Genomic DNA, 21,646 nt, shown 5'->3' on the forward strand with positions numbered 1-21,646 from the left:
TAACAATGACGTCAAGGACGCCGGAGACATGGACCCACGGGGCGGTCATGCTGGATGACGAGCACACCCGCTTCGCCCTCTGGGCCCCGGATGCATTTTTTGTCAGTGTCGAGTTCGACACTGGAGATTCAATACCGCTACTGCCCCAGGCCGACGGCTGGTTCATGATCCAGACCCGTTGCCCCGCCGGCACCCGCTACCGCTACAACATCGATGGCGAGTTGGAGGTGCCGGACCCGGCCTCTCGTGCCCAGGCCGGCGACATCAACCGCCACAGCGTAGTGGTCGACCCGCATGCCTACTCATGGCGACACACCCGATGGTCCGGTCGCCCCTGGCACGAAGCGGTGATCTACGAGTTGCATGTGGGCGCCCTGGGTGGTTTCGAAGGCGTGGAACAGCATCTGGCACGCCTGGCCGGGTTGGGCGTTACCGCCATCGAGCTGATGCCATTGGCGCAGTTTCCCGGTGATCGCAACTGGGGCTACGACGGCGTCCTGCCCTACGCGCCGCAGGCCTCCTACGGGACGCCCGAACAGCTCAAGCATCTGATCGACAGCGCCCACGGCCATGGGCTGTCCGTCATCCTCGATGTGGTCTACAACCACTTCGGCCCCGACGGCAACTACCTGCACCGCTATGCCAAGGGCTTCTTCCGTGAAGACAAGCACACGCCCTGGGGTGCAGCGATTGATTTTCGACGCCGCGAAGTGCGGGACTTCTTCATCGACAACGCGCTCATGTGGCTGCTGGAATACCGTTTCGACGGCCTGCGCCTGGACGCGGTACACGCCATTGAAGACCCAGGCTTTCTCAAGGAACTGGCGGCCCGGGTGCGCGAGCAGGTGGACCCGATCCGGCATGTCTGGTTGACCGTGGAAAACGAACACAACCAGGCCCACCTGCTGGAGCACGGCTACGACGCCCAGTGGAACGACGACGGGCACAATGCCCTGCACGTGCTGCTGACCGGTGAGACCGACGCCTACTACGCCGACTACGCCGAGCAGCCGACCGAACAACTGGCCCGTTGCCTGTGCCAGGGTTTCGTCTTCCAGGGCCATCTCAATCGCCACGGCGAATCCCGGGGTGAACCCAGTGGTCACCTGCCGCCGAGCGCGTTCGTGCTGTTCCTGCAGAACCATGACCAGATTGGCAACCGTGCCCTGGGCGAACGCCTGCATCAGCTCGCCGCCCCCCAGGCCCTGCAAGCAGCGACAGTCTTGTTGCTGTTGTCCCCCATGATCCCGCTGCTGTTCATGGGCGATGAGCTGATAGCCGAACAGCCGTTCCTGTTCTTTACCAGCCACCACGGCGAGCTGGCAGAACAGGTGCGCGAAGGCCGACGCAACGAATTCAAGGCCTTCAGTGCCTTTGCCGATCCGCAGCAGCGCGAGCGGATTCCCGACCCCAACGCGGCCTACACCTTCGAGGCGTCACGTCCAAGCCTGGAGTCGCAAGGCCCGGAGCAACAGGCCAACGAAGCGCTGTATCGCCAATTGCTGAAAATCCGCCGTGAAGAGATCGTCCCGCGCCTGGCCGGTGCCCAGGCCCTCGGCGCCGATGTGCTGGGCCGTGGCGCCATCAGCGCACGCTGGCGGTTGGGCGATGGCAGTGTGTTGCGCATCGACTTCAACCTGGGCGATCAACCCGTCGAACACCACGCCCCGGACGAGGCACGTATTCTTTTCGAACATCCGCAGCCGGTCGCGGGTCTGTTGCAACAGGACGTCCTTGCGTCCTACAGCGCGCGGGTCAGCCTGACGAAGCCGACAACCTTGCTCAACATCACTGGAGAGCGCCTATGAGCGATGCGCAATTGGAAATCCTCGCCAGCCGAGCGGGCCTGGCGGTGGATTGGATCGATGCCAATGGCCGGGCCCAGAAAGTCTCGCCGGCCGTCTTGCGTTCGATCCTCACCGGCCTCGGCCATCCAGCCGGCAGTGCCCAGGAAATCGACGCCAGTCTGCTGCAGTTGCAGGAAGATCAACAGAACCATCAGTTGCCACCGCTAATCACCGCCGATGTCGGGGTCGGCCTGGACTTGAGCCGCTACTTTGATGCGGGGACCCCCTGCGAAATCAAACTCGAAGATGGCGCGACACTGAACCTGAACCTCGATGCCGATGCCAAGCTGCCAGGGATGGTCCCGGTGGGTTATCAGCACGTCAGCCTCCAGGACCAGCATTTCACCCTGGCCGTCGCGCCAGCCCGCTGCTACAGCGTGGCCGATGCGGTGGACAACCCGACGCCACGGGCTTGGGGCCTGAGCGCACAACTGTATGCCCTCAGGCGTCCCGGTGACGGTGGCTTCGGCGACACCCAAGCCTTGGAGGAGCTGGCGCGGGTGGCCGGCGAGCGCGGCGCCGAGGCCGTCGCCATCAGCCCGATGCACGCGATGTTCAGCAGCGACACCGGGCGCTACAGCCCCTACTCACCGTCGAGCCGACTGTTCCTCAACAGCCTGTACGCCGCGCCAGGCACCATCCTCGGTGAGCGCGCGCTGCGTGCCGCCATCGACGCCACCGGCTTGACCAATCAGCTGCGCACCCTGGAAGAACAGCCGCTGATCGACTGGCCGGTCGCCGCCCAGGCCAAGCAGAAAATCCTGCGTGCCCTGTACGACGGCTTCAGCCAGGGTGAGCATCCGTTGCATGAAGACTTCAGCAGTTTCCGCCACACCTGCGGCGAAGCCCTGGAAAACCATTGCCGCTTCGAGGCCCTGCAGGCCGAACGCGCCGCCCGGGGTGAAAGCCTCGACTGGCGGCACTGGCCAGAAGAATGGCGCGACCCGCGCAGCGCCGCCTTGGCCCATTTTGCCGAGGAAAATGCCGATGAGATCGGCTTCTACGCCTTTTGCCAATGGTTGATCGTCCGCTGCCTGGAGCGCGCCCAGAGCGCAGCCAGATCCAGCGGCATGGGCATCGGCCTGATCGCCGACCTGGCGGTGGGTGCCGATGGCGGTGGCAGCCAGGCCTGGAGCCGGCAGGACGAACTGCTCGCCTCGCTGACCGTGGGCGCCCCGCCGGACATTCTCAACCGCTCCGGCCAAGGCTGGGGGATCTCGGCGTTTTCCCCGGAAGGCCTGGTGCGCAACGGCTTTCGCGCTTTCATTGAAATGCTGCGGGCCAACTTCGCCCACGCCGGCGGCTTGCGCATCGATCATGTCATGGGCTTGCAACGGCTCTGGGTGATCCCTAACGAATCCCCGCCTTGCGATGGCGCCTACCTGTATTACCCGGTGGATGACCTGCTGCGCCTATTGGCGCTCGAATCCCATCGTCATCAGGCTATCGTGCTCGGCGAAGACCTCGGTACCGTGCCCGATGGCCTGCGCGAAAAACTCATCGCCCGCTCGATCCTGGGCATGCGCGTGCTGTTGTTCGAACAGGACAACACCCTCTTCAAGCCAACTCTCGACTGGCCGGACAATGCCCTGGCCACCACCAGCACCCATGACTTGCCGACGCTCAATGGCTGGTGGCACGGTCACGACATCGACTGGAACGCCCGGCTGGACATGATCGATTCCCACGTCGAAATGGACTGGCGCAAACACCGCGAGCGCGAACGCGAAGGCCTGCGCCAGGTGCTGAACCAGGACCCGCAGAACTTTCGCGAAGAACACCGCGAGACCGACCAAGTGCTCGATGCCAGCGTGCGCTTTCTCGGCCACACCCGTGCGCCGCTGGTGTTGTTGCCGCTCGAAGACGCCTTGGGCATCGAGGAACAGGCCAACCTGCCAGGCACCATCGACACCCATCCCAATTGGCGTCGCCGCCTGGCCGGGCAAAGCCAGGCGTTGCTGGATCACCCGGACGCTGCCCGGCGTCTGGAAATACTTGCCTGTGCGAGGCTTCAGGCGAACGAGCGTGACCGATGAAACAGACGTTGATCCAACCCCTGCGGGCAACATTGCGTTTGCAGTTTCATAAAGGCTTTACCCTGGACGATGCCATCCCCCAAGTGCCGTACTTCGCCTCGCTAGGCATCAGCCACTTGTATGCCTCGCCGCTGCTCAAGGCCCGGGCCGGGTCCATGCACGGCTACGATGTCGTCGACCCCACCCTGGTCAACCCCGAACTGGGTGGCGAAGCCGCGCTCAAGCGCCTGGTCGCGACCTTGCGCGAGCATCAGATGGGCTTGATCCTCGACATCGTGTCCAATCACATGGCCGTCGGCGGCAATGACAGCCCCTGGTGGTTGGACTTGCTGGAATGGGGGCGTCTCAGCCCCTACGGCGAGTTCTTCGACATCCAGTGGCACTCCCCAGACCCGCTGATGGAAGGCCAACTGCTGCTGCCGTTCCTCGGCAGCGACTACGGCGTAGCGTTACAGGAAGGCACCTTGCAACTGCACTTCGATGCCAGCCAAGGCAGCTTCTATGTCGAGCACTACGAACACCGCTTCCCGATTTGCCCGATGCACTACGGCGAACTGCTCAAACCCACCGAAACCTTGCCTGCCGAGCAAATCGAACTGCTCAAGGCCCTGGCCGAGCGCTTCACCACACTCAATTACCAGACCGACGCCCACACCCTCGCCCGCCCATTGCAAAAAGAGTTGCGGGACCTGGCGGCACAAGTGGGCATCCTCACCGCCATCGAGGACAACCTGGCCAGCTACGACGCTACCCAGCCCCAAGGCTTCGAGCGCCTGCACCAACTGCTCGAACGTCAGAGCTACCGGCTCGCCAGCTGGCGCACGGCGGCGGACGACATCAATTGGCGGCGCTTTTTCGATGTCAACGAACTGGGGGGACTGCGGGTCGAACGTCCGGCGGTATTCGAGGCGACCCATGCCAAGATTTTCCAATTGATCGGCGACGGACTGGTGGACGGCCTCCGAATCGATCACATCGATGGCCTTGCCGCCCCTCGCGGTTACTGCCGCAAATTGCGCAGACGCGTCGATTCACTGTCGCCGACCCGACACCTGCCAATTTTCGTCGAGAAGATCCTTGGCGATGGCGAGACGTTGCGGCGGGACTGGAACATCGACGGCAGCACCGGTTACGAATTCATGAACCAGGTCTCGCTGCTCCAGCATGATCCGGCCGGCGCCGCCCCCCTCGCCGAATTCTGGAGCCGGCACAGTGAACGGCCAGCGCACTTCATCGAAGAAGCCCGTCTGGCTCGCCAGCAAATTCTCAATGGTTCCCTGGCCGGAGACTTCGAAAGCGTGGCCCAGGCACTGCTGCAAGTGGCCCGGGACGATGTGATGACCCGCGACCTGACCTTGGGCGCGATTCGGCGAGCCTTACAGGAACTGATCGTGCACTTCCCGGTGTATCGCACCTACATCACCCCCATGGGCCGCTCCGCCGAAGACGAGGTGTTCTTCCGCCAGGCCCTGGAAGGCGCCCGACAAACCCTCAGCGAAGCCGACTGGCCGGTGCTCGATTGCCTGGCCGGCTGGCTCGGAGGAAAGCCCTGGCGGCAATGTCCACGCGGCAACCAGCGTAAGCGCCTGCGCCATGCCTGCGTGCGTTTCCAGCAACTGACCTCGCCGACCGCAGCCAAAGCGGTGGAGGACACCGCGCTCTATCGCTCGGCGGTGTTGTTGTCACGCAACGACGTGGGCTATGACACCGAGCGCTTCAGTGCCCCGGCGCAGGTGTTCCACGACGCCTGCCTTGAACGACTCGAATATTTTCCCGACAACCTGATCACCACCGCCACCCATGACCACAAGCGCGGCGAAGACACCCGCGCCAGGCTGGCCGTGCTCAGCGAGCGCGCCGATTGGTACACCGCCTGCGTGGAGCAATGGCGCATCCTTTCGCCTTCGCTGCACAGTGACCCGGCGGCGCCCTCGGCCGGCGATGAACTGATTCTGTACCAGGCCCTGCTCGGCAGCTGGCCACTGGACCTCGACCTCCAGGACCACAAGGCCCTGGCCGTATACAACGAGCGCCTGTGGCAATGGCAACGCAAGGCCCTGCGCGAAGCCAAGCTGCAAAGTAGCTGGGCGGCGGTCAACGACGCTTATGAGCAAGCCACCCAGGTGTTCCTTGAACGCTTACTGCTGGGCGATGAGGGGTTGCCCTTGCGCAGCGCCATCGCCGAAGCGGTCCAGGCCATCGCCCCGGCAGGTGCCCTCAACAGTCTGGCGCAAACTTTGCTGCGTATGACCGTGCCCGGCGTACCGGATCTGTACCAAGGCAACGAGCTCTGGGATTTCAGCCTGGTGGACCCGGATAACCGTCGCCCAGTGGATTTCCAGGCACGCCGCGAGGCGTTACGGGCCGACAGCACGCCAGCCGCGTTGATACACGATTGGCATGACGGCCGAGTCAAACAGGCATTGATCGCCAGGACACTGGCCATGCGCGCCGAATATCCGCGGCTATGGCGCCAGGGTCGCTACCAGCCGCTGGAAGTGCTCGGCGAGCAGGCTCAACGGGTGTTGGCCTTCATGCGTGAAGACGCGCAACAACGCGCGATCATTGTTGTACCTGTCCATGCGGCGTCATTGCTGGAAAACAGTGCCGTGCCGCTGGTGGCTGCGTCGGATTGGGGCGATACCCGTGTGTCGTTACCGTTCGCCGCCGAGGATGAACAACTGAAGGGACTTTTTTCAAGCGCAACAGTCACACCCCAAAGGGAGCTGCTGATCAGCGCCGCGCTGGGGAATTTCCCGGTCAATGTCTTTATCCAACCTCGAGTTGAATCAGGAGCACTGCGATGAGTACCGACGATAAACGCATTCGCGAATTCGCCTATCAGATATGGGAGTCCGAGGGTAAGCCCACGGGGCAGGAGAAACGCCACTGGGAGATGGCGCGCACACTGGCCGAAGCCGAAGCGCTGGCGCCCAACAAGCCACCCAAGGCGGCGAGCAAATCAGCAGCCAGTAAAACCGATGGCGCCAAGCCTGCGACCGCCAAGAGCTCCACGCCCAAGACCGCGGCAAAAACCACCACGCCCAAGACCAAGCCTGCGGCCAAAGCTGCTGCGACCAGCGCAGACAAGAAGCCGCGGGCCACACGCAAGCCGCCGGCGGTTTGATTCATCCCCCTATCGGTCTCCTCGCCAAGTGGGAGCAAAGCTTGTTCGCAAAAAAGGCACCTCGATGCCTGCAGACAAGCCTTGCTCCCACAGAGAAGCAACGTTGTCCCACATCCCCTCGCCACAGGTGAAGGGTGGAGCCATCCACCGCAAGTGAACCGCATCGCTGAGTCTGTCTGTCTTTTGCAGGAGCAACTATGACCCGTCCAAACAAAACCACACCGCCGCCCGTGATCGAGGCTTCGCGGATTCGTGAAGGGCTGCCTTTTCCACTGGGTGCAACCTGGGATGGCCTCGGGGTCAATTTCGCGCTGTTTTCAGCCAATGCCACCAAGGTCGAACTGTGCATTTTCGATGATGCCGGCGAAGTCGAACTCGAACGCATCGAGCTGCCGGAGTACACCGACGAGATTTACCACGGCTATCTGCCGGACGCCCACCCGGGATTGATCTATGGCTACCGGGTCTACGGCCCATACGACCCGGCGAACGGCCACCGTTTCAACCCGAACAAGCTGCTGATCGATCCGTATGCCAAGCAACTGGTCGGTCAGTTGAAGTGGTCCGAAGCCCTCTTCGGCTACACCATCGGCCATCCCGATGGCGATCTCAGTTTCGATGAGCGCGACAGCGCCCCGTTCGTCCCCAAGTGCAAGGTCATCGACCCTGCGCACACCTGGGGCCACGACCATCGCGTCAGCGTCCCCTGGGACAAGACCATCTTGTATGAGACCCACGTGCGTGGCCTCACCATGCGTCACCCTTCGGTGCCCGAGAACCTGCGCGGTACGTTCGCCGGGCTGATGGTCGACGATGTGCTGGAGCACATCCGCAAACTGGGTGTCTCTTCGGTGGAGCTGCTGCCCATCCATGCCTTCGTCAATGACCAGCACCTGCTGCACAAAGGCATGACCAACTACTGGGGTTACAACAGCATCGCCTTCTTTGCCCCGGACCCACGCTACCTGGCCAGTGGCAAGATCGCCGAGTTCAAGGAGATGGTCGCCCACCTGCACGAGGCCAACCTGGAAGTCATTCTCGACGTGGTCTACAACCACACCGCCGAAGGCAACGAACAAGGCCCCACCCTGTCCATGCGCGGCATCGATAATGCCTCGTACTACCGGCTGATGCCCGACGACAAGCGCTACTACATCAACGATTCCGGCACCGGTAATACCCTGGACCTGAGCCATCCTTGTGTTCTGCAAATGGTCACCGACTCCCTGCGCTATTGGGCCACGGAGATGCACATCGATGGTTTCCGCTTCGATCTGGCGACCATTCTGGGCCGTTACCATGACGGCTTCGACGAGCGCCACAGCTTCCTCGTGGCCTGTCGCCAGGACCCGGTGCTGCGCCAGGTGAAAATGATCGCCGAGCCTTGGGACTGCGGCCCCGGGGGCTACCAGGTGGGGCGCTTCCCGCCGGGCTGGGTCGAGTGGAACGACAAGTTCCGCGACACGGTGCGTGCCTTCTGGAAGGGCGACGACGGCCAGCTTGCCGATTTCGCCAGCCGAATGACGGCCTCGGGCGAGATGTTCAATCAGCGAGGCCGACGTCCGTACGTCTCGGTGAACTTCGTCACCGCCCATGACGGTTTCACCTTGCATGACCTGGTGTCCTACAACGACAAGCACAACGAGGACAACGACGAGAACAACCAGGACGGCAGCAATAACAACCTGTCCTGGAACCATGGCGTCGAAGGACCGACGGACGATCCAGAGATCAACACACTGCGTCATCGGCAAATGCGCAACTTCTTCGCGACCCTGCTGCTGGCCCAAGGCACGCCGATGATCGTCGCCGGCGACGAATTTGCCCGTACCCAGCACGGCAATAACAACGCCTATTGCCAGGACAGCGAGATCGGTTGGGTCAATTGGAACCTGAGCGAGGATGGCGCGACGCTGCTCAAGTTCGTCAAACGCCTGATCAAGTTGCGCCTGACCTATCCGATCCTGCGGCGCGGGCGGTTCCTGGTGGGTAACTACAACGAGGACATCGGCGTCAAGGACGTGACCTGGCTGGCCCCGGATGGCAGCGAAATGACCATTGAGCAATGGCAGGACAGCCATGGTCGCTGCCTCGGCATGCTCATGGATGGCCGGGCTCAGGAGACCGGTATTCGGCGCAAGGGCGGCAATGCGACGCTGCTGTTGGTGGTCAACGCCCACCATGACATCGTTAACTTCCGCTTGCCTGAAGTCCCTGAGGGTAGTTTCTGGACCTGCATGGTCGACACGAACCAGCCGACCATTCGTGGCGAGGAGCGCTTCGATTTCGATTGCGAATACTCCGTCACCGGGCGCTCGCTGCTGCTGTTCGAGCTGCAACGCGAAGAGGAGGAATGAGGTATCGGCTGTAAACAGCCATGAGGACCGCAAGGACGCGGTTTTTCGATGCGCCCAGCTCAGTTTGAAGAAAAAAATGCAGTTCAGACACACATCTCGCGAGACGAATCGGCCGACATGGTCAATACTTCACCTGCGATAGTCTCCAGGATTCGGAGCGCTGTGAATCGCAGCCATGCCCACGCGGGCATCATCGGACAGTAGGCCCGGTACATGGCTGAAAGATTGAAAACAAACAAGGACGTCTCTCATGAAACCCGCCTCTCGCTTGCCCGGCCGGCAGCATCCGCAAATCTGGAACAGTGCTGCGCAACTGGCCGATATCCCGATCATCAGTACCCAGACGCTCATTCCCGCCGGCGCCCGCGCCGTCATCCTCTCCCCGCATCCGGGCGATGAGATCGGCGCTTGTGGCGGATTGCTGCAGTTGCTGAACAACCTGGACCAACCCATGTTGCTGATCTCGGTCAGCGATGGAGCCCTGATCCATCCCGGTTCACCGTTGTGGACCGATGAGCGCCTGCGTACACACCGCCCTCACCCGCAGGAAAGCGTGGACGCCCTCCATCGCCTGGGCATTGCAGCCCATGGCCTGCAATGGGTGCGTGGCGGCTTCCCGGAAAAGGCCCTGGCCGAACACGAAGCCGAGCTCGTCGACTTTATTGCACGTCACCTGCGCCCCGGTGATGTGGTGTTCGGCACCTGGCGCCAGGATGGCGACAGCGACCACGACACCGTCGGGCGCGCCGGGGCCGTGGCCGCCGACAGGATCGGGGTGGCGTTCAACGAACTACCCGTGTGGGCCTGGCACTGGCCGGTCCGCGCGCAAAATAAAATCCCCTGGCACCGGGCCCGCAAACTGCGCCTCGACGTCTGGACCACCGCCCGCAAGCGTCATGCCATGTACGCGTACGTCAGTCAACTCAACGGCGAACCGGCGAGCGGCATCTCCCCGCTGGTGCCCCGGGTCATCCTTGATCGGATGGGCATGCCGTATGAGATTGTCTTCATCTGAACATGCAACTGTGGGGGCCGGAGTTGTTTTTGTGGAGATCGCGGTGTTTTCGGCGTCTCGGTGACAGGACACCGCCTTCGCGAGCAGGCAAGCTCCCACAGAGTTCGATGGTGTACAAAATGCTGCATACCCCCGAATCCCCTGTGGGAGCAAGTCTGCCCGCGAAGGCTGTGGGTCAGATGTGATGAACTCGACAAGGGCACGAATAATCCGGAACTGCCGGCGCCTTGGGTCAGTCGCATGAACAGGTACGTCTGATTCAGGAGGGAACGTGACTCAAGATCCCGATTGGCGAACCGTCGATCCCATGCTATCGGACCTGCCTGCGACGGTTCATCGGCTGCGGATCCTGACGGTCAATACCCATAAGGGTTTCACCGCCCTCAACCGTCGCTTCATCCTGCCCGAATTGCGCGAAGCGGTGCGCAGTACCGGTGCCGACCTGGTGTTCCTGCAAGAGGTGCTGGGTGAACATGGCCGGCACGCATCTCGCTACGACAACTGGCCCCAGACGTCCCAGTACGAATTCCTCGCCGACAGCATGTGGAGCGACTTCGCCTACGGCCGCAATGCGGTCTACCCCGATGGCCACCATGGCAACGCCCTGCTCTCCAAATACCCGATCCGCCAGTTCCGCAATCTCGACGTGTCCATCACCGGCCCGGAGCGGCGCGGGTTGTTGCACTGTGTGCTGGATGTGCCGGGGCACGCCGCGGTCCATGGGATCTGCGTTCACTTGAGCTTGTTGGAAAGCCACCGCCAGTTACAACTCCAATTGCTCTGCCAACTGCTCGATTCGCTGCCCGAAGACGCTCCGGTGATCATTGCCGGTGACTTCAACGACTGGCAACTGCGCGGCAACCTCGCTCTCGCCCGTCGTGGCTACCTGCACGAAGCCTTCGAGCACCACCTGGGCCGCCCCGCCAGGACCTATCCGGCCCGCTTCCCGTTGTTGCGTCTGGACCGCATCTACCTGCGCAACGCCAGCAGTCATTGCCCGCAAATACTGGGAAACAAACCCTGGCCCCACCTGAGCGACCACCTGCCGCTGTCGGTGGAAGTGCATTTGTAGAGCGGCCTTCCCTCACTCTTTCAGCGCATTGACCTGTAAGTTCTGACAGTAGCGACGCCCTTTATTCGTTGCTAGGGTGCCATTCCATACAGCGAGCGTTGCCAGGCCCAGCGTGCCATCTGTTGCGCAACCGATGCTGAAATCGGTGTCCATGGGGATGCCGACTCAGAGGGATAGCACATGACTCGGCACGATAAAGGACTCCATCGGCTGCTCACCGCCTTGTGGGTATCGGCCCCCTTTCTGCTACCTGCACCCGTCGCCCTCGCGGCCTGCACGCTGACCCCAACCGCAGGCGATGACGCCTTTGTCTGCGACAGCGGCACCAGCCCCGGGCTGACAGACCTTGCGGGGAACAACAGCCTGACCATGCCCGCCAACGGCAGCGGCGTCATTAGCGGCGACGTCACATTCGGCACAGGTGTCGACCGCATCGTGATCAATGCCAACGGCTTGATTGACGGTGATGTCCAGCAAGGCTCCGGCGTGGACGACTTCATCATGAATGGCGGGAGGATCCTGTCCCTTGCCCAAGGTGACGGTCTCGATACGTTCTTGATGACCGGCGGCACCATCGTCGACGCGTTCGAAGACGGTGACGTTGCGAAGATGACCGGCGGCACTATCGGCCGGGTCAACATGAAACTCGATGACAACGTTTTTGACATGTCCGGCGGCAATATCATCGGCAACCTGGTAAGCGGTTTCGGCCACGACACCATCATCCTCTCGGCAGGACGCATCGGCGGCAATGTCAGTGTCAGCGGCGGCAATGACAGCATTACCGTCAGCGGTGGCGAAATCATCGGCGAGGTCCGGACCAGCGCGGGCGATGACCAGTTCCAGTGGAGCGGCGGCCTCATTCACTCGGCCGTTTTAATGGGGGTGGGCAACGACACGGCGAGGTTGAGTACCCTCGACGAAACAGAGCTCGCCACCACGCCCAGCGTGGACGGAGGGTTGGGCCAGGACGTCTTGACCTTTGACGGCAGCACTTCCAGCACCGGCGCCCGCTATCTCAACTGGGAAACGATCAACCTCACCCAAGGCTCGCAACTGAACCTGAACGACACCCTGATCTTGGGGGACAGCGCCACCGCCACCGGGACGCTCAACATAGAATCAGGCAGCACGTTAACGTCGCCCCAAGGCGTCATTGCCCCTTTTACTGCCGGTCAGTTGGCGACGCTCAACAACGCCGGCGTGGTGGACCTCGCACAGGGTAACACCCGCACCAACGATACCCTCACCGTCCAGGGCAACTACGTCGGTGACAACGGCCAGTTGCACCTGCAAACGGTACTCGGCGCCGACGACTCCCCCAGCGACAAGCTGGTGGTCAATGGCGGGACGCTCACGGGCAGTACCGCCATCACGATCACGAACCTGGGCGGCACGGGCGCACTGACGACCCAGGACGGCATAGAAGTGGTCCAGGCCCAAGGCGGCGCGGTCAGTGAGAGCGGCGCCTTTTCGCAGGCACAATCCGTCTCGGCCGGTGCGTTCGATTACCGACTGTTCAAAGGCGGCGTGAGCGGCAATGAAAACAACTGGTACTTGCGCTCCACCGTGGTCGCCGGACCGCTAGCGGCGCCTATCCCGACGGCGCCTCCCGCGCCGGGTGCGCCACCCGTGCCAACGCTGCCGCCCCTGCCAACCGCGGTACCCGGTGCGGCGCCCATCCCGTTGTACCGGCCGGAAGTGCCGACCTGGTCGGTCTTGCCCCCGGCGGCGGCACAACTGACCCTGGTGGCCCTGGGCACGTTCCATGACCGCCAGGGAGACCAACGCCTGCTCACGGAAAACGGCGCGTTCGGTGCAGGCTGGGGCCGGGTCTATGGCAAGGACCTGGATCAAACCTGGGCCGGCACGGTAACGCCACGGTTCGATGGGTCGATCAAGGGTTTCCAGGTGGGCAATGACCTGTACAGCTCGCTGCTGTCCAATGGGTTGACCCAGCGTATCGGTTTCTTCGTCGGCCATACCGAACTCAACGGCAATGTCGATGGTTTCAACTTGGGTTTCGAAGGCCGACGCGCCGGCAAGATAGAACTCGATGGTGACAGCTACGGGCTTTACTGGACGTTCACCGATCCCACTGGCGGCTACGTCGACGCCGTGGTGATGGGCACGCGACTGGACGGCGACAACCGCTCCGAACGCGGGCTGAAAATCGACAATCGCGGACACGCCCTGACCCTGTCGGCGGAAGCCGGTTACCCCTTCGCGGTGGCTGCCGACTGGGTCCTCGAACCCCAAGTTCAGATCATCCACCAGAAGGTCTCCCTCGATACCCAGGACGATGGGGTCTCCAGGGTCGAGTTCGATTCCGACAGTGCCTGGACCGGTCGCCTCGGCGCTCGCCTAAAGGGCCGCTATCAGGTCAGCGGCATGCCCGTGGAACCGTATCTGCGCGCTAACCTCTGGCACACGCTTTCCGGCACCGATACGGTGACGTTCGATGATACAGACCGGGTCGTGACGCAACAGCGTGCGTCCACCGGTGACCTGGGCGTCGGCGTCATCGTGAGCCTAGCGCCCACAGTCAGCGTGTACGCCGGCGCGGACTACAGCAACAACCTCGATAGCCATCAGCAACGAAGTGTGGCGGGTAATCTTGGTGTGCGTATCAGTTGGTAGCCAGGTTCTACGACGATGATTTGACGCCCAAATTTTTTCCTAATTAACCAATTTAAATCAGCGCTTTATTGACGCTAATTTCATATTGCCATTCATCGTTCATTTTCTTGACGCGCCGCCATCGGTCTTCTTGACTACACCGTACTACCCCCGGAAATACAGTCAGGGGCAGGCCTCTGGAACCCGCCAAAGACGGGCCGCCAGAGGCTTGCCTCAATCCATTCGGTCGCCCCTCATTCGGGGTAGGAGAGACGCCAAAAAGCGAGAAACGCATGCGATTGCAAGGCAGGCCCCCATGAAAACCTCCCTCCGTCTACAAGGTATCTCCACCGCCACCTTCCACACCCTCTCCTCTTCGTTGTTACTGCTTTCATCCATAGAAGTACAGGCCTGGCCTGGCGAAGAGGCAGTGCAGCCCTGGTATGGGCGAGCGCAGTCCAGCAACCTCACTGCCGCAGCCATCGGCAGCGACCCCGCCTCCGGCAAGAGTCCCGCCTTGTTCACATTGCGAAACGACAGCGGCCATACCCAGCGTATGGGCCTGATCAGTGGACAGAACCAGATTATTTCAACAGGCAGCGGCCTGCTGGTGACACCTGCGATGGCCGAACCGGGCAAAGATGCCCTGAACCTGAAAGGCTCGAGCCTTGGCGCATATTGGAGCCTGACCGGCCCCGCAGGCTGGCACGTGGACCTGAGCGCCAGCGGCGGCCGGGTCAATGGCTACAGCCGCACCGAACAAGGCCAGCGCCAGGCCACCGAAGGCAATGCGGTGACGCTGTCGGTCGAAGGTGGCTTTCCGATTGGCATCGGGACCCACTGGGTCGTCGAACCCCAGGCCCAACTGATCAATCAACGCATCAGCCTCGATACACCGAATACCGAAAGCGGCACTGGCAACGAACTGAGCAGCTGGAGCGGCCGTGTCGGTGCACGACTCAAAGGCAATTACCGAGTCAACAGCCTCGGCATGGAGCCCTATGTGCGTACCAACCTATGGCACACCGTGCAGAACACCGATACCGTGTCCCTGGATAAGGTCGACAAGATCAGCAGCAGCCGAAAATCCTCCACCGTCGAAGTCGGCCTGGGCCTGGTGGCCCGGGTCACGCCGGCGGTAAGCCTGTATTTCAGCGCCGACTACAGCAGTGACGTCGACGACAACGATCTCAACGGCATCATTACCAGCATGGGAGTCAAGATGCGCTGGTGACGCCGACGCTGTAATCGATGCCCCCGCATGGAGCTATGTAGGAGCCATGAGCTGTCGAGTGCAACGAGGCTGCGATCTTTCCCCAGACACTTGAATCTCAAGCGAAAGATCAAGATCAAGATCAAGATCAAAAAGATCGCAGCCTTCGGCAGCGCCCACATAAGCCTGGCGCAGGCAATCTGCCGCCACTTAAAAAACACCTCCATTAAGGCGTATAACGCTAAAAGCGTTTTATACCTGCAAGCCGTCTGCCCCTGGCTCATTTCATTGATGGAGTAACGACATGACCAAAGCCCCCTTCCTCGCCAATCTGTTTCCCAGCGCCGCCGACATCCCGGACGCCTACCGCCTCGAAGGCCGGATCGAACAGCGCGAATACCTGGTCGACGGTGTTCTGGAAACCTGGCAAGGGCCACTGGCCGTCGTCCGCAGCCCCGTTTACCTGGCGGGTGAGCTGGGCGATGAGCAAGTGATTCTCGGCAGCACGCCGTTGCTGGACGCCGAGACCGCCCTCACCGCCCTGGACGCTGCCGTGCGGGCTTATGATCGCGGCCAGGGCCTGTGGCCCACGATGCGCGTCGTCGAGCGCATCCGCCATGTGGAAACCTTCCTGGCACGCATGCGCGAGCAGCGCGAGGCCGTGGTCAAGTTGCTGATGTGGGAAATCGGCAAGAACCTCAAGGATTCCCAGAAGGAATTCGACCGCACCTGCGACTACATCGTCGACACCATCAACGCCCTTAAGGAACTGGACCGCCGCTCCAGCCGTTTCGAACTGGAACAGGACACCCTCGGGCAGATCCGCCGCGTCCCCCTGGGCGTGGCCTTGTGCATGGGACCTTACAACTATCCGCTGAACGAAACCTTCACCACACTGATCCCGGCCTTGATCATGGGCAACACGGTGGTGTTCAAGCCGGCCAAGCTCGGCGTTCTGCTGGTGCGGCCGTTGCTCGAAGCCTTCCGCGACAGCTTCCCGGCAGGCGTGATCAACGTGATCTACGGCAGCGGCCGTGAAACCGTCAGTGCGCTGATGGCCAGCGGCAAGATCGACATCTTCGCCTTTATCGGTACCAACAAGGCGGCCAGTGACCTGAAGAAACTCCACCCGCGCCCGCACCGCTTGCGCGCCGCCCTGGGGCTGGATGCGAAAAACCCCGGGCTGGTGCTGCCGGACGTGGACCTGGACAACGCGGTCAGCGAGGCATTGACCGGCTCGCTGTCATTCAACGGCCAACGCTGCACGGCGCTGAAAATCCTGTTTGTCCATGAAGATGTGGCGCCGGCATTCATCGAGAAATTCAACGCCAAGCTTGCCAGCCTCAAACCTGGCATGCCTTGGGAAGACGGTGTGGCACTGACGCCATTGCCCGAGACGGGAAAAGTCGGCTACCTGCATGCGCTGGTCGCCGATGCGCTCGCCAAGGGTGCAGAAGTGAAGAATGCCCACGGGGGCGAATCACGAAGCTCGTTCTTCTACCCGGCGGTGCTGTACCCGGTGAACACGGCGATGCGGGTCTACCACGAAGAACAGTTCGGCCCAGTCGTGCCCATCGTGCCGTACCGCGACCTCAATACCGTGGTCGATTACGTGCTGGAGTCCGACTTCGGCCAACAACTCAGCATCTTCGGCACTAACCCGGCACAAGTCGGCAAACTGGTGGACACCTTCGCCAACCAGGTCGGCCGCATCAACATCAACGCCCAATGCCAGCGTGGCCCGGACACGTTCCCGTTCAATGGCCGGAAGAATTCGGCCGAGGGCACCTTGTCGGTGCACGATGCGCTACGTACTTTTTCCATCCGCACGCTGGTGGCAACCAAGTTCCAGGACAGCAACAAGGCGTTGATCAGCGACATTATCCGAGAGCGGGATTCCAACTTCCTGACCACTGATTATATATTTTGACAAACACCATCGTGCAATAGCCGGATAAATTTCGGCTATTCAAACCTTCGCCACGAATGAAATATTTGATTTCGAAGAATATTCCTACATAAAAATAGGCTGGCCAAATCGACCCATGTTATTAAAATGGTGACCGCAATTAAAAGCCCCAACCCATGAAGAATGACAAATACCCAGCATCTTTTTTGCATCAAGCGTACCAACACCTCCCTCTGAAGAAGAACTTTCCGCTGTAATCACCTGCAACACATTATCGAGCGAACTACGTAGGGCAACCAACCAGAGCAACGCCAAATTAGTGCTATCCCCCTTTTTTAAAAAAGCACTTGACGAACGCAATTTCGCAGATATCAGAGAAACAATCTATCCCAACCCCAGCCTGAAAAACACCATTCTCGCGCGGTTTACCAATTCCTCCTCCTTGCCTAATAGATTTCAAGCCATCAATGATCTAGCTCCGCAAGAAGTTGGTAACTACAAACAACTATCCAATTCAAACTCAATTGAGCGCATTCGAGCCAACCTTCTCTCGCTCATCGATAAAGACTTGAAAGCACCCTTTGAATTAGTATTGAAAGAGTGGGCAGTTTTTGGCATATCGGTCACTGAAGTCGATACCCCCACCTATGCTAGATTCAAGAAGTTCTATGACGAAAAAATGTCCGAGCATGCCATACGAAAGGACGACTACAGCAAGCTCGACTTCGCCGCGCAAAATATAAAACCCTGCATCGCAGATAATCGCTGCTTGGACGCCAAGCTAACGCCACTTCAAATTTTCAGGGCTGCCTACCAGCTTGGTGAAGAACCGGCCGTCTCAAACTTTCGATTCATGGAAAACCCACCCAGCAAAGGTGACGGCAAATATAGAGAGTGGATGTACCACTTCGACAATAGTAACTATGACGCAGAATTTAAACTGATTACCACCCGTAGAAGCAACACCTGTGAAGCCAATGACGAACAGTGCCTGGCCGCCTTTCCCTATGACACCACAAAATCCATCCGATATACCCAAAGCGAAGCCGCTACGAAATTTCCAACACTGGAAAACCTTGAGCGAGAATTCCGTGGGGTACCCGGTGCATGTTATGTGGTCATAAAAACCCCCGGTGGCATTCCACTGGAAACCGGTATTCGAACCGAAATGATCCCACATCACCGTTCAGCGAGTGATGAAAAAGGACATGAGTCGAGAAGTTCCGAGCTGATGACATTCCATTCAGTGGGTCGCTGCAAACCGTTTCTCAGCAAGAAAGAATTAGCGCAAGAAGAACACCTTACGCCATTGCAACGCTTCGTGCTAGGCGATTTCAAAAATGTCGAGCCAGGCGTTTTCATGGAGCACCTAGCCAGCGAGAAAAAAATTCTTAACGACCAAGTACGGAGCCTGATCACTGAAACGAAAATCAAGTCTCTCGACAGCCTGACAATTGCCAAATTTTCTATAGATGGCACCACTATCATAGATCGTGCGCAGTTCGATCAGCAGATCAATACGTACGAGAATCTGCCAGAGCTTCCTGACAAACTCCCACTTTTGACACGAGACAACTACTCGCTAGAAACAATATCTAGAATTGTCCCGGCGATGATGAACTACGACCAGAATGCAGCCCTCAAACCAGACTGTTCGGAAAATGATGCTTTCCCCGCGCGCACCGAACTAAGAGAAAGAGCAAAGAGCGCCTTTCTTACCCCACTAGAACGGGACTTTGGAAGCATAAAATCCGACATCAATCCTTCCCGTGATCTCCTGACACCCGACCGACTCATCGATATAGCACAAAAAATCCATATCTTCTACAACGATTACATTGAACAGCAACCGGAAGCCATGCAGTCAAAGGCCACCATCGAGCTGTATAAAAGCCGAGCCGCCCTAGCGAAAGAATATACAGAGCAATTGCCTACAAGGGCCACAACAGATGAAACCCACCAAACGCTCTGCCTGTTTCTTTATTACATGATTGAAGACCTTAACAATATTACCGATGCTGAAGCCACCACACCAAAACTGAAACAAATCCGAGAAGAAAGAGTACGAATACTGCAGCACTTCGTAGCTCACCGCACAATTGGCGATAGCCAAAAAGGTTGACAACAACCCGCGCAGTGCATTAGAGAACTATATAACTTCATATAAGCCCGACGTCTTGATCGTCACTCCACCGCAATAGACTCTTATGCTACTTAATAATAATTACAGACTGACGATAGTAGATTTTATTCCACTCAAACCAGCCGATCAGCCCCATTCAACGCAGTTGAACCGACAGAAAGAAACAGGCATCGTCATTCTTGACGACGTGCGAGGAAGTGGCCCTAGCAGCATTGAAAAAATGACACAGCCTCTTGCCACGCCTGACGAGGATGGCTACTCTCCTTACATGATAGATCTACTAGGCCGCACGACGACCTTGGCTTTCGCTGAGCGAACACTTCAGATGTCAAGAAAACGAATGTTGGACTCGCTTGGCATTGACGACAGTGCGAAACCAAAACGCCAAGCCGGACTATTTTCCGACCACATCAATATTTCAAAGTTCTACACTTCTACGCCCATAGCACTCACCCTTAATGGCGATCCCTTTATCGAGCAAGAGCCAACAAGCCCATACTTCAGGGACCAACGGATCATTACCCCAGACTTCAGAATCTATCGGCGCGACGAAAAAAATCAAGAGATAAACTTAATACGCTGCCGCACGCACGACGACAGTGCGATAGGGTTCGACCCAGCGCCAATTGAACAGCTCAAATCATATAACGACATCGTCTATAAAAACGAACAGCTCATGCGCGCCTCCGGACAACTATCAAACAAGGCGAGGTATTTTATCGAGATGATTGAATATTTGGCACAAAAAAATATTCCGGGCGACTTCATTGTACAAAACCCACTCGAAAGCAGCAGCGATCAAGATACAGCGCATTTCCAATATATCCCGAACCACGTGCCGCTGCCCTTATTCTCCAGGCTGCCCCAGTGCTTCGATGATTCACCGATTCAGTTTCTTGACTGGTATTTACCAACATTAGCGGCGCGCCTGGACCTGGATCAAAACGATTGGCAAAATAAAATTAACGCCTTACAGCAGGACTGCCAAGAGCTTTTAAGCGATGAACAGATCAGCACCACACCTCTATTCAGAATGTCAGAAAAAAGAAGCGTTGATATCTATCTGATTTTTAAAAAAAACTGCTCCACTAAATGGACAATGACAACAGAAGAGACCGGCCATGCCCCTGGATGGCTAGAGTCCTGCGGCATCTTTGTTACCGGCAGCCCCAAAGCTGCGATATTCGAAAGCAAAGGAGCACAAAACTACTATGCGACTTATAGTGTAGGGGTCGAAAAAATTGACACGATTAAACAAAAACTGACCGAGTGTTCTGACTGATTACAGCGGAGCCGGTCGCCGAAACGTCAGAGCCCAGCCCTGTTGCATGCCGGCAGCCGCCAGCAGGATCGCCGCCACGCCCAACCATTGCAGCGGCTCCAGGCGATGGCCAAAGGCGAACCAGTCGACGAAGATCGCCGCGATCGGATAGATGAACGACAACGCACCGGTCAATGCAGTCGGCAAGCGTTGTATGGCGCTGTACAGCAACACATACATCACGCCGGTGTGCACCATGCCCAGGGTCAGCAGGCTGGCCCAGGCTTCGGTTTGCTGCGGCAACGCCGAGAAGTTCGCCCAGGGCGCCAACAGCAACACGCCGGTGCTGACCTGGATCAGCGCGATCAGATGAGGCGGCGTGCCGGTCAGACGCTTGATGATCAACGCCGCGATGGCGTACAGCAATGCGGCCCCCAGCGCCAAGGCAATGCCCAGCAGATAGTCGCCGCCGCCCTGCCCTTGCTCACCATGGGCACTGACGATGGCCAGCATTCCGAGAAACGACACCGCCAGCCAGAACAGCTTCTGCGCGGTGATTTTTTCCCCCAGGAACAACGCCGCCAGCCCCACTAACATGAACGGCTGGACGTTGTACACCGCCGTGCCGATGGCAATCGAGGCGCGGGAATAAGAGGCAAACAACAACACCCAGTTGCCGACGATCGCCACACCGCTGAGTACCGTCAGCAGGAAGGTGGTACGGGTGAGAATGCCGGGGCGCAAAAAGCCGAAACCGGCGCAGATCAGCAGCAAGGTCACGGCGCCGAACACGCAGCGCCAGAACACCACATCCAGCACCGGCAGGCCGGAAACCAGCACGAACCAACCAATGGTTCCGGAGATCAGCATGGCGGCAGTCATTTCCAGCGAACCGCGGCGTAAGGTCTTGTCCATCTTCAGGCTCCATCAGCAAGTAGGCACAGTATGCCGAGCCGACGGGAGGCTTCTCCATGGTTTGGAAAAGGCTAAACTGGACTTTCACCTTTTTTATCAAGGCAACTTCACACATTCGCCTAATGGAGTTGA

At 59.4% G+C, this 21,646-nt stretch carries 14 protein-coding genes; 12 read left to right on the top strand and 2 right to left on the bottom strand.

Features of this window, described 5'->3' with window-relative positions; genetic code table 11:
- Positions 1–5 precede the first annotated feature (5 nt).
- From treZ to AACY31_RS07445, 7 genes are all read left to right on the top strand, one after another.
- Positions 6–1,808, top strand: coding sequence for a malto-oligosyltrehalose trehalohydrolase (gene treZ, locus AACY31_RS07415; protein WP_339504248.1), 1,803 nt, complete (start codon positions 6–8; stop codon positions 1,806–1,808).
- On the top strand, positions 1,805–3,883 hold the full coding sequence (malQ, locus tag AACY31_RS07420) for a 4-alpha-glucanotransferase (RefSeq protein ID WP_339504250.1): 2,079 nt from the start codon (positions 1,805–1,807) through the stop codon (positions 3,881–3,883). Before treZ ends, malQ begins: the two co-directional genes overlap by 4 nt.
- A complete protein-coding gene (locus AACY31_RS07425) occupies positions 3,880–6,690 on the top strand; it encodes a malto-oligosyltrehalose synthase (protein WP_339504252.1) in 2,811 nt (936 codons plus the stop codon). Before malQ ends, AACY31_RS07425 begins: the two co-directional genes overlap by 4 nt.
- Entirely contained in the window at positions 6,687–7,010 is a 324-nt protein-coding gene (locus AACY31_RS07430) for a DUF2934 domain-containing protein (protein WP_339482946.1), read from the top strand. The genes AACY31_RS07425 and AACY31_RS07430 overlap by 4 nt, the downstream gene beginning before the upstream one ends.
- Positions 7,011–7,207: 197 nt before the next feature.
- On the top strand, positions 7,208–9,367 hold the full coding sequence (glgX, locus tag AACY31_RS07435; RefSeq protein ID WP_339482945.1) for a glycogen debranching protein GlgX: 2,160 nt from the start codon (positions 7,208–7,210) through the stop codon (positions 9,365–9,367).
- 250 nt (positions 9,368–9,617) lie between these two features.
- Complete coding sequence (locus AACY31_RS07440) at positions 9,618–10,382, top strand: PIG-L deacetylase family protein (protein ID WP_339482943.1); 765 nt, start codon at positions 9,618–9,620, stop codon at positions 10,380–10,382.
- Positions 10,383–10,689: 307 nt separating this feature from the next.
- Positions 10,690–11,454 carry an endonuclease/exonuclease/phosphatase family protein gene (locus AACY31_RS07445; RefSeq protein WP_339482969.1) on the top strand — a complete coding sequence of 255 codons (765 nt, stop codon included), beginning with the start codon at positions 10,690–10,692 and terminating at the stop codon, positions 11,452–11,454.
- A 12-nt stretch (positions 11,455–11,466) separates the two neighbouring features.
- On the opposite strand, the gene AACY31_RS07450 is transcribed toward AACY31_RS07445, so the two are convergent.
- Positions 11,467–11,607, bottom strand: a complete 141-nt coding sequence (locus AACY31_RS07450) for a hypothetical protein (RefSeq protein ID WP_339482941.1) — start codon at positions 11,605–11,607, stop codon at positions 11,467–11,469.
- Between the two features lie 27 nt (positions 11,608–11,634).
- On the opposite strand from AACY31_RS07450, the gene AACY31_RS07455 reads away from it, so the two are divergent.
- From AACY31_RS07455 to AACY31_RS07475, 5 genes are all read left to right on the top strand, one after another.
- The gene (locus tag AACY31_RS07455) at positions 11,635–14,094 is read left to right on the top strand and encodes an autotransporter family protein (protein WP_339482940.1); all 2,460 of its coding nucleotides are present in this window, start codon (positions 11,635–11,637) and stop codon (positions 14,092–14,094) included.
- Positions 14,095–14,389: 295 nt separating this feature from the next.
- Positions 14,390–15,307 carry an autotransporter outer membrane beta-barrel domain-containing protein gene (locus tag AACY31_RS07460; protein ID WP_339504254.1) on the top strand — a complete coding sequence of 306 codons (918 nt, stop codon included), beginning with the start codon at positions 14,390–14,392 and terminating at the stop codon, positions 15,305–15,307.
- Between the two features lie 283 nt (positions 15,308–15,590).
- Positions 15,591–17,216: an NADP-dependent glyceraldehyde-3-phosphate dehydrogenase gene (locus AACY31_RS07465; protein ID WP_339482938.1), complete on the top strand. Its 1,626-nt coding sequence runs from the start codon at positions 15,591–15,593 to the stop codon at positions 17,214–17,216.
- A gap of 298 nt (positions 17,217–17,514) precedes the next feature.
- Positions 17,515–19,317 carry a hypothetical protein gene (locus AACY31_RS07470; RefSeq protein ID WP_339504257.1) on the top strand — a complete coding sequence of 601 codons (1,803 nt, stop codon included), beginning with the start codon at positions 17,515–17,517 and terminating at the stop codon, positions 19,315–19,317.
- Between the two features lie 85 nt (positions 19,318–19,402).
- Positions 19,403–20,620 carry a hypothetical protein gene (locus AACY31_RS07475; protein WP_339491889.1) on the top strand — a complete coding sequence of 406 codons (1,218 nt, stop codon included), beginning with the start codon at positions 19,403–19,405 and terminating at the stop codon, positions 20,618–20,620.
- Here the strand turns inward: AACY31_RS07475 and AACY31_RS07480 are convergent, their stop codons facing one another.
- Positions 20,621–21,514 carry a DMT family transporter gene (locus AACY31_RS07480; protein ID WP_339482933.1) on the bottom strand — a complete coding sequence of 298 codons (894 nt, stop codon included), beginning with the start codon at positions 21,512–21,514 and terminating at the stop codon, positions 20,621–20,623.
- Between the last annotated feature and the right edge of the window lie 132 nt (positions 21,515–21,646).

This window comes from Pseudomonas sp. RL_105y_Pfl2_101 (assembly GCF_963970585.1).
Taxonomy (GTDB): domain Bacteria; phylum Pseudomonadota; class Gammaproteobacteria; order Pseudomonadales; family Pseudomonadaceae; genus Aquipseudomonas.

Bases quoted from the DNA above. Each gene is read 5' to 3' on its own strand.
- treZ (WP_339504248.1), top strand. From the start codon at position 6: ATGACGTCAAGGACGCCGGAGACATGGACCCACGGGGCGGTCATGCTG.
- malQ (WP_339504250.1), top strand. From the start codon at position 1,805: ATGAGCGATGCGCAATTGGAAATCCTCGCCAGCCGAGCGGGCCTGGCG.
- AACY31_RS07425 (WP_339504252.1), top strand. From the start codon at position 3,880: ATGAAACAGACGTTGATCCAACCCCTGCGGGCAACATTGCGTTTGCAG.
- AACY31_RS07430 (WP_339482946.1), top strand. From the start codon at position 6,687: ATGAGTACCGACGATAAACGCATTCGCGAATTCGCCTATCAGATATGG.
- glgX (WP_339482945.1), top strand. From the start codon at position 7,208: ATGACCCGTCCAAACAAAACCACACCGCCGCCCGTGATCGAGGCTTCG.
- AACY31_RS07440 (WP_339482943.1), top strand. From the start codon at position 9,618: ATGAAACCCGCCTCTCGCTTGCCCGGCCGGCAGCATCCGCAAATCTGG.
- AACY31_RS07445 (WP_339482969.1), top strand. From the start codon at position 10,690: ATGCTATCGGACCTGCCTGCGACGGTTCATCGGCTGCGGATCCTGACG.
- AACY31_RS07450 (WP_339482941.1), bottom strand. From the start codon at position 11,607: ATGGACACCGATTTCAGCATCGGTTGCGCAACAGATGGCACGCTGGGC.
- AACY31_RS07455 (WP_339482940.1), top strand. From the start codon at position 11,635: ATGACTCGGCACGATAAAGGACTCCATCGGCTGCTCACCGCCTTGTGG.
- AACY31_RS07460 (WP_339504254.1), top strand. From the start codon at position 14,390: ATGAAAACCTCCCTCCGTCTACAAGGTATCTCCACCGCCACCTTCCAC.
- AACY31_RS07465 (WP_339482938.1), top strand. From the start codon at position 15,591: ATGACCAAAGCCCCCTTCCTCGCCAATCTGTTTCCCAGCGCCGCCGAC.
- AACY31_RS07475 (WP_339491889.1), top strand. From the start codon at position 19,403: ATGCTACTTAATAATAATTACAGACTGACGATAGTAGATTTTATTCCA.
- AACY31_RS07480 (WP_339482933.1), bottom strand. From the start codon at position 21,514: ATGGACAAGACCTTACGCCGCGGTTCGCTGGAAATGACTGCCGCCATG.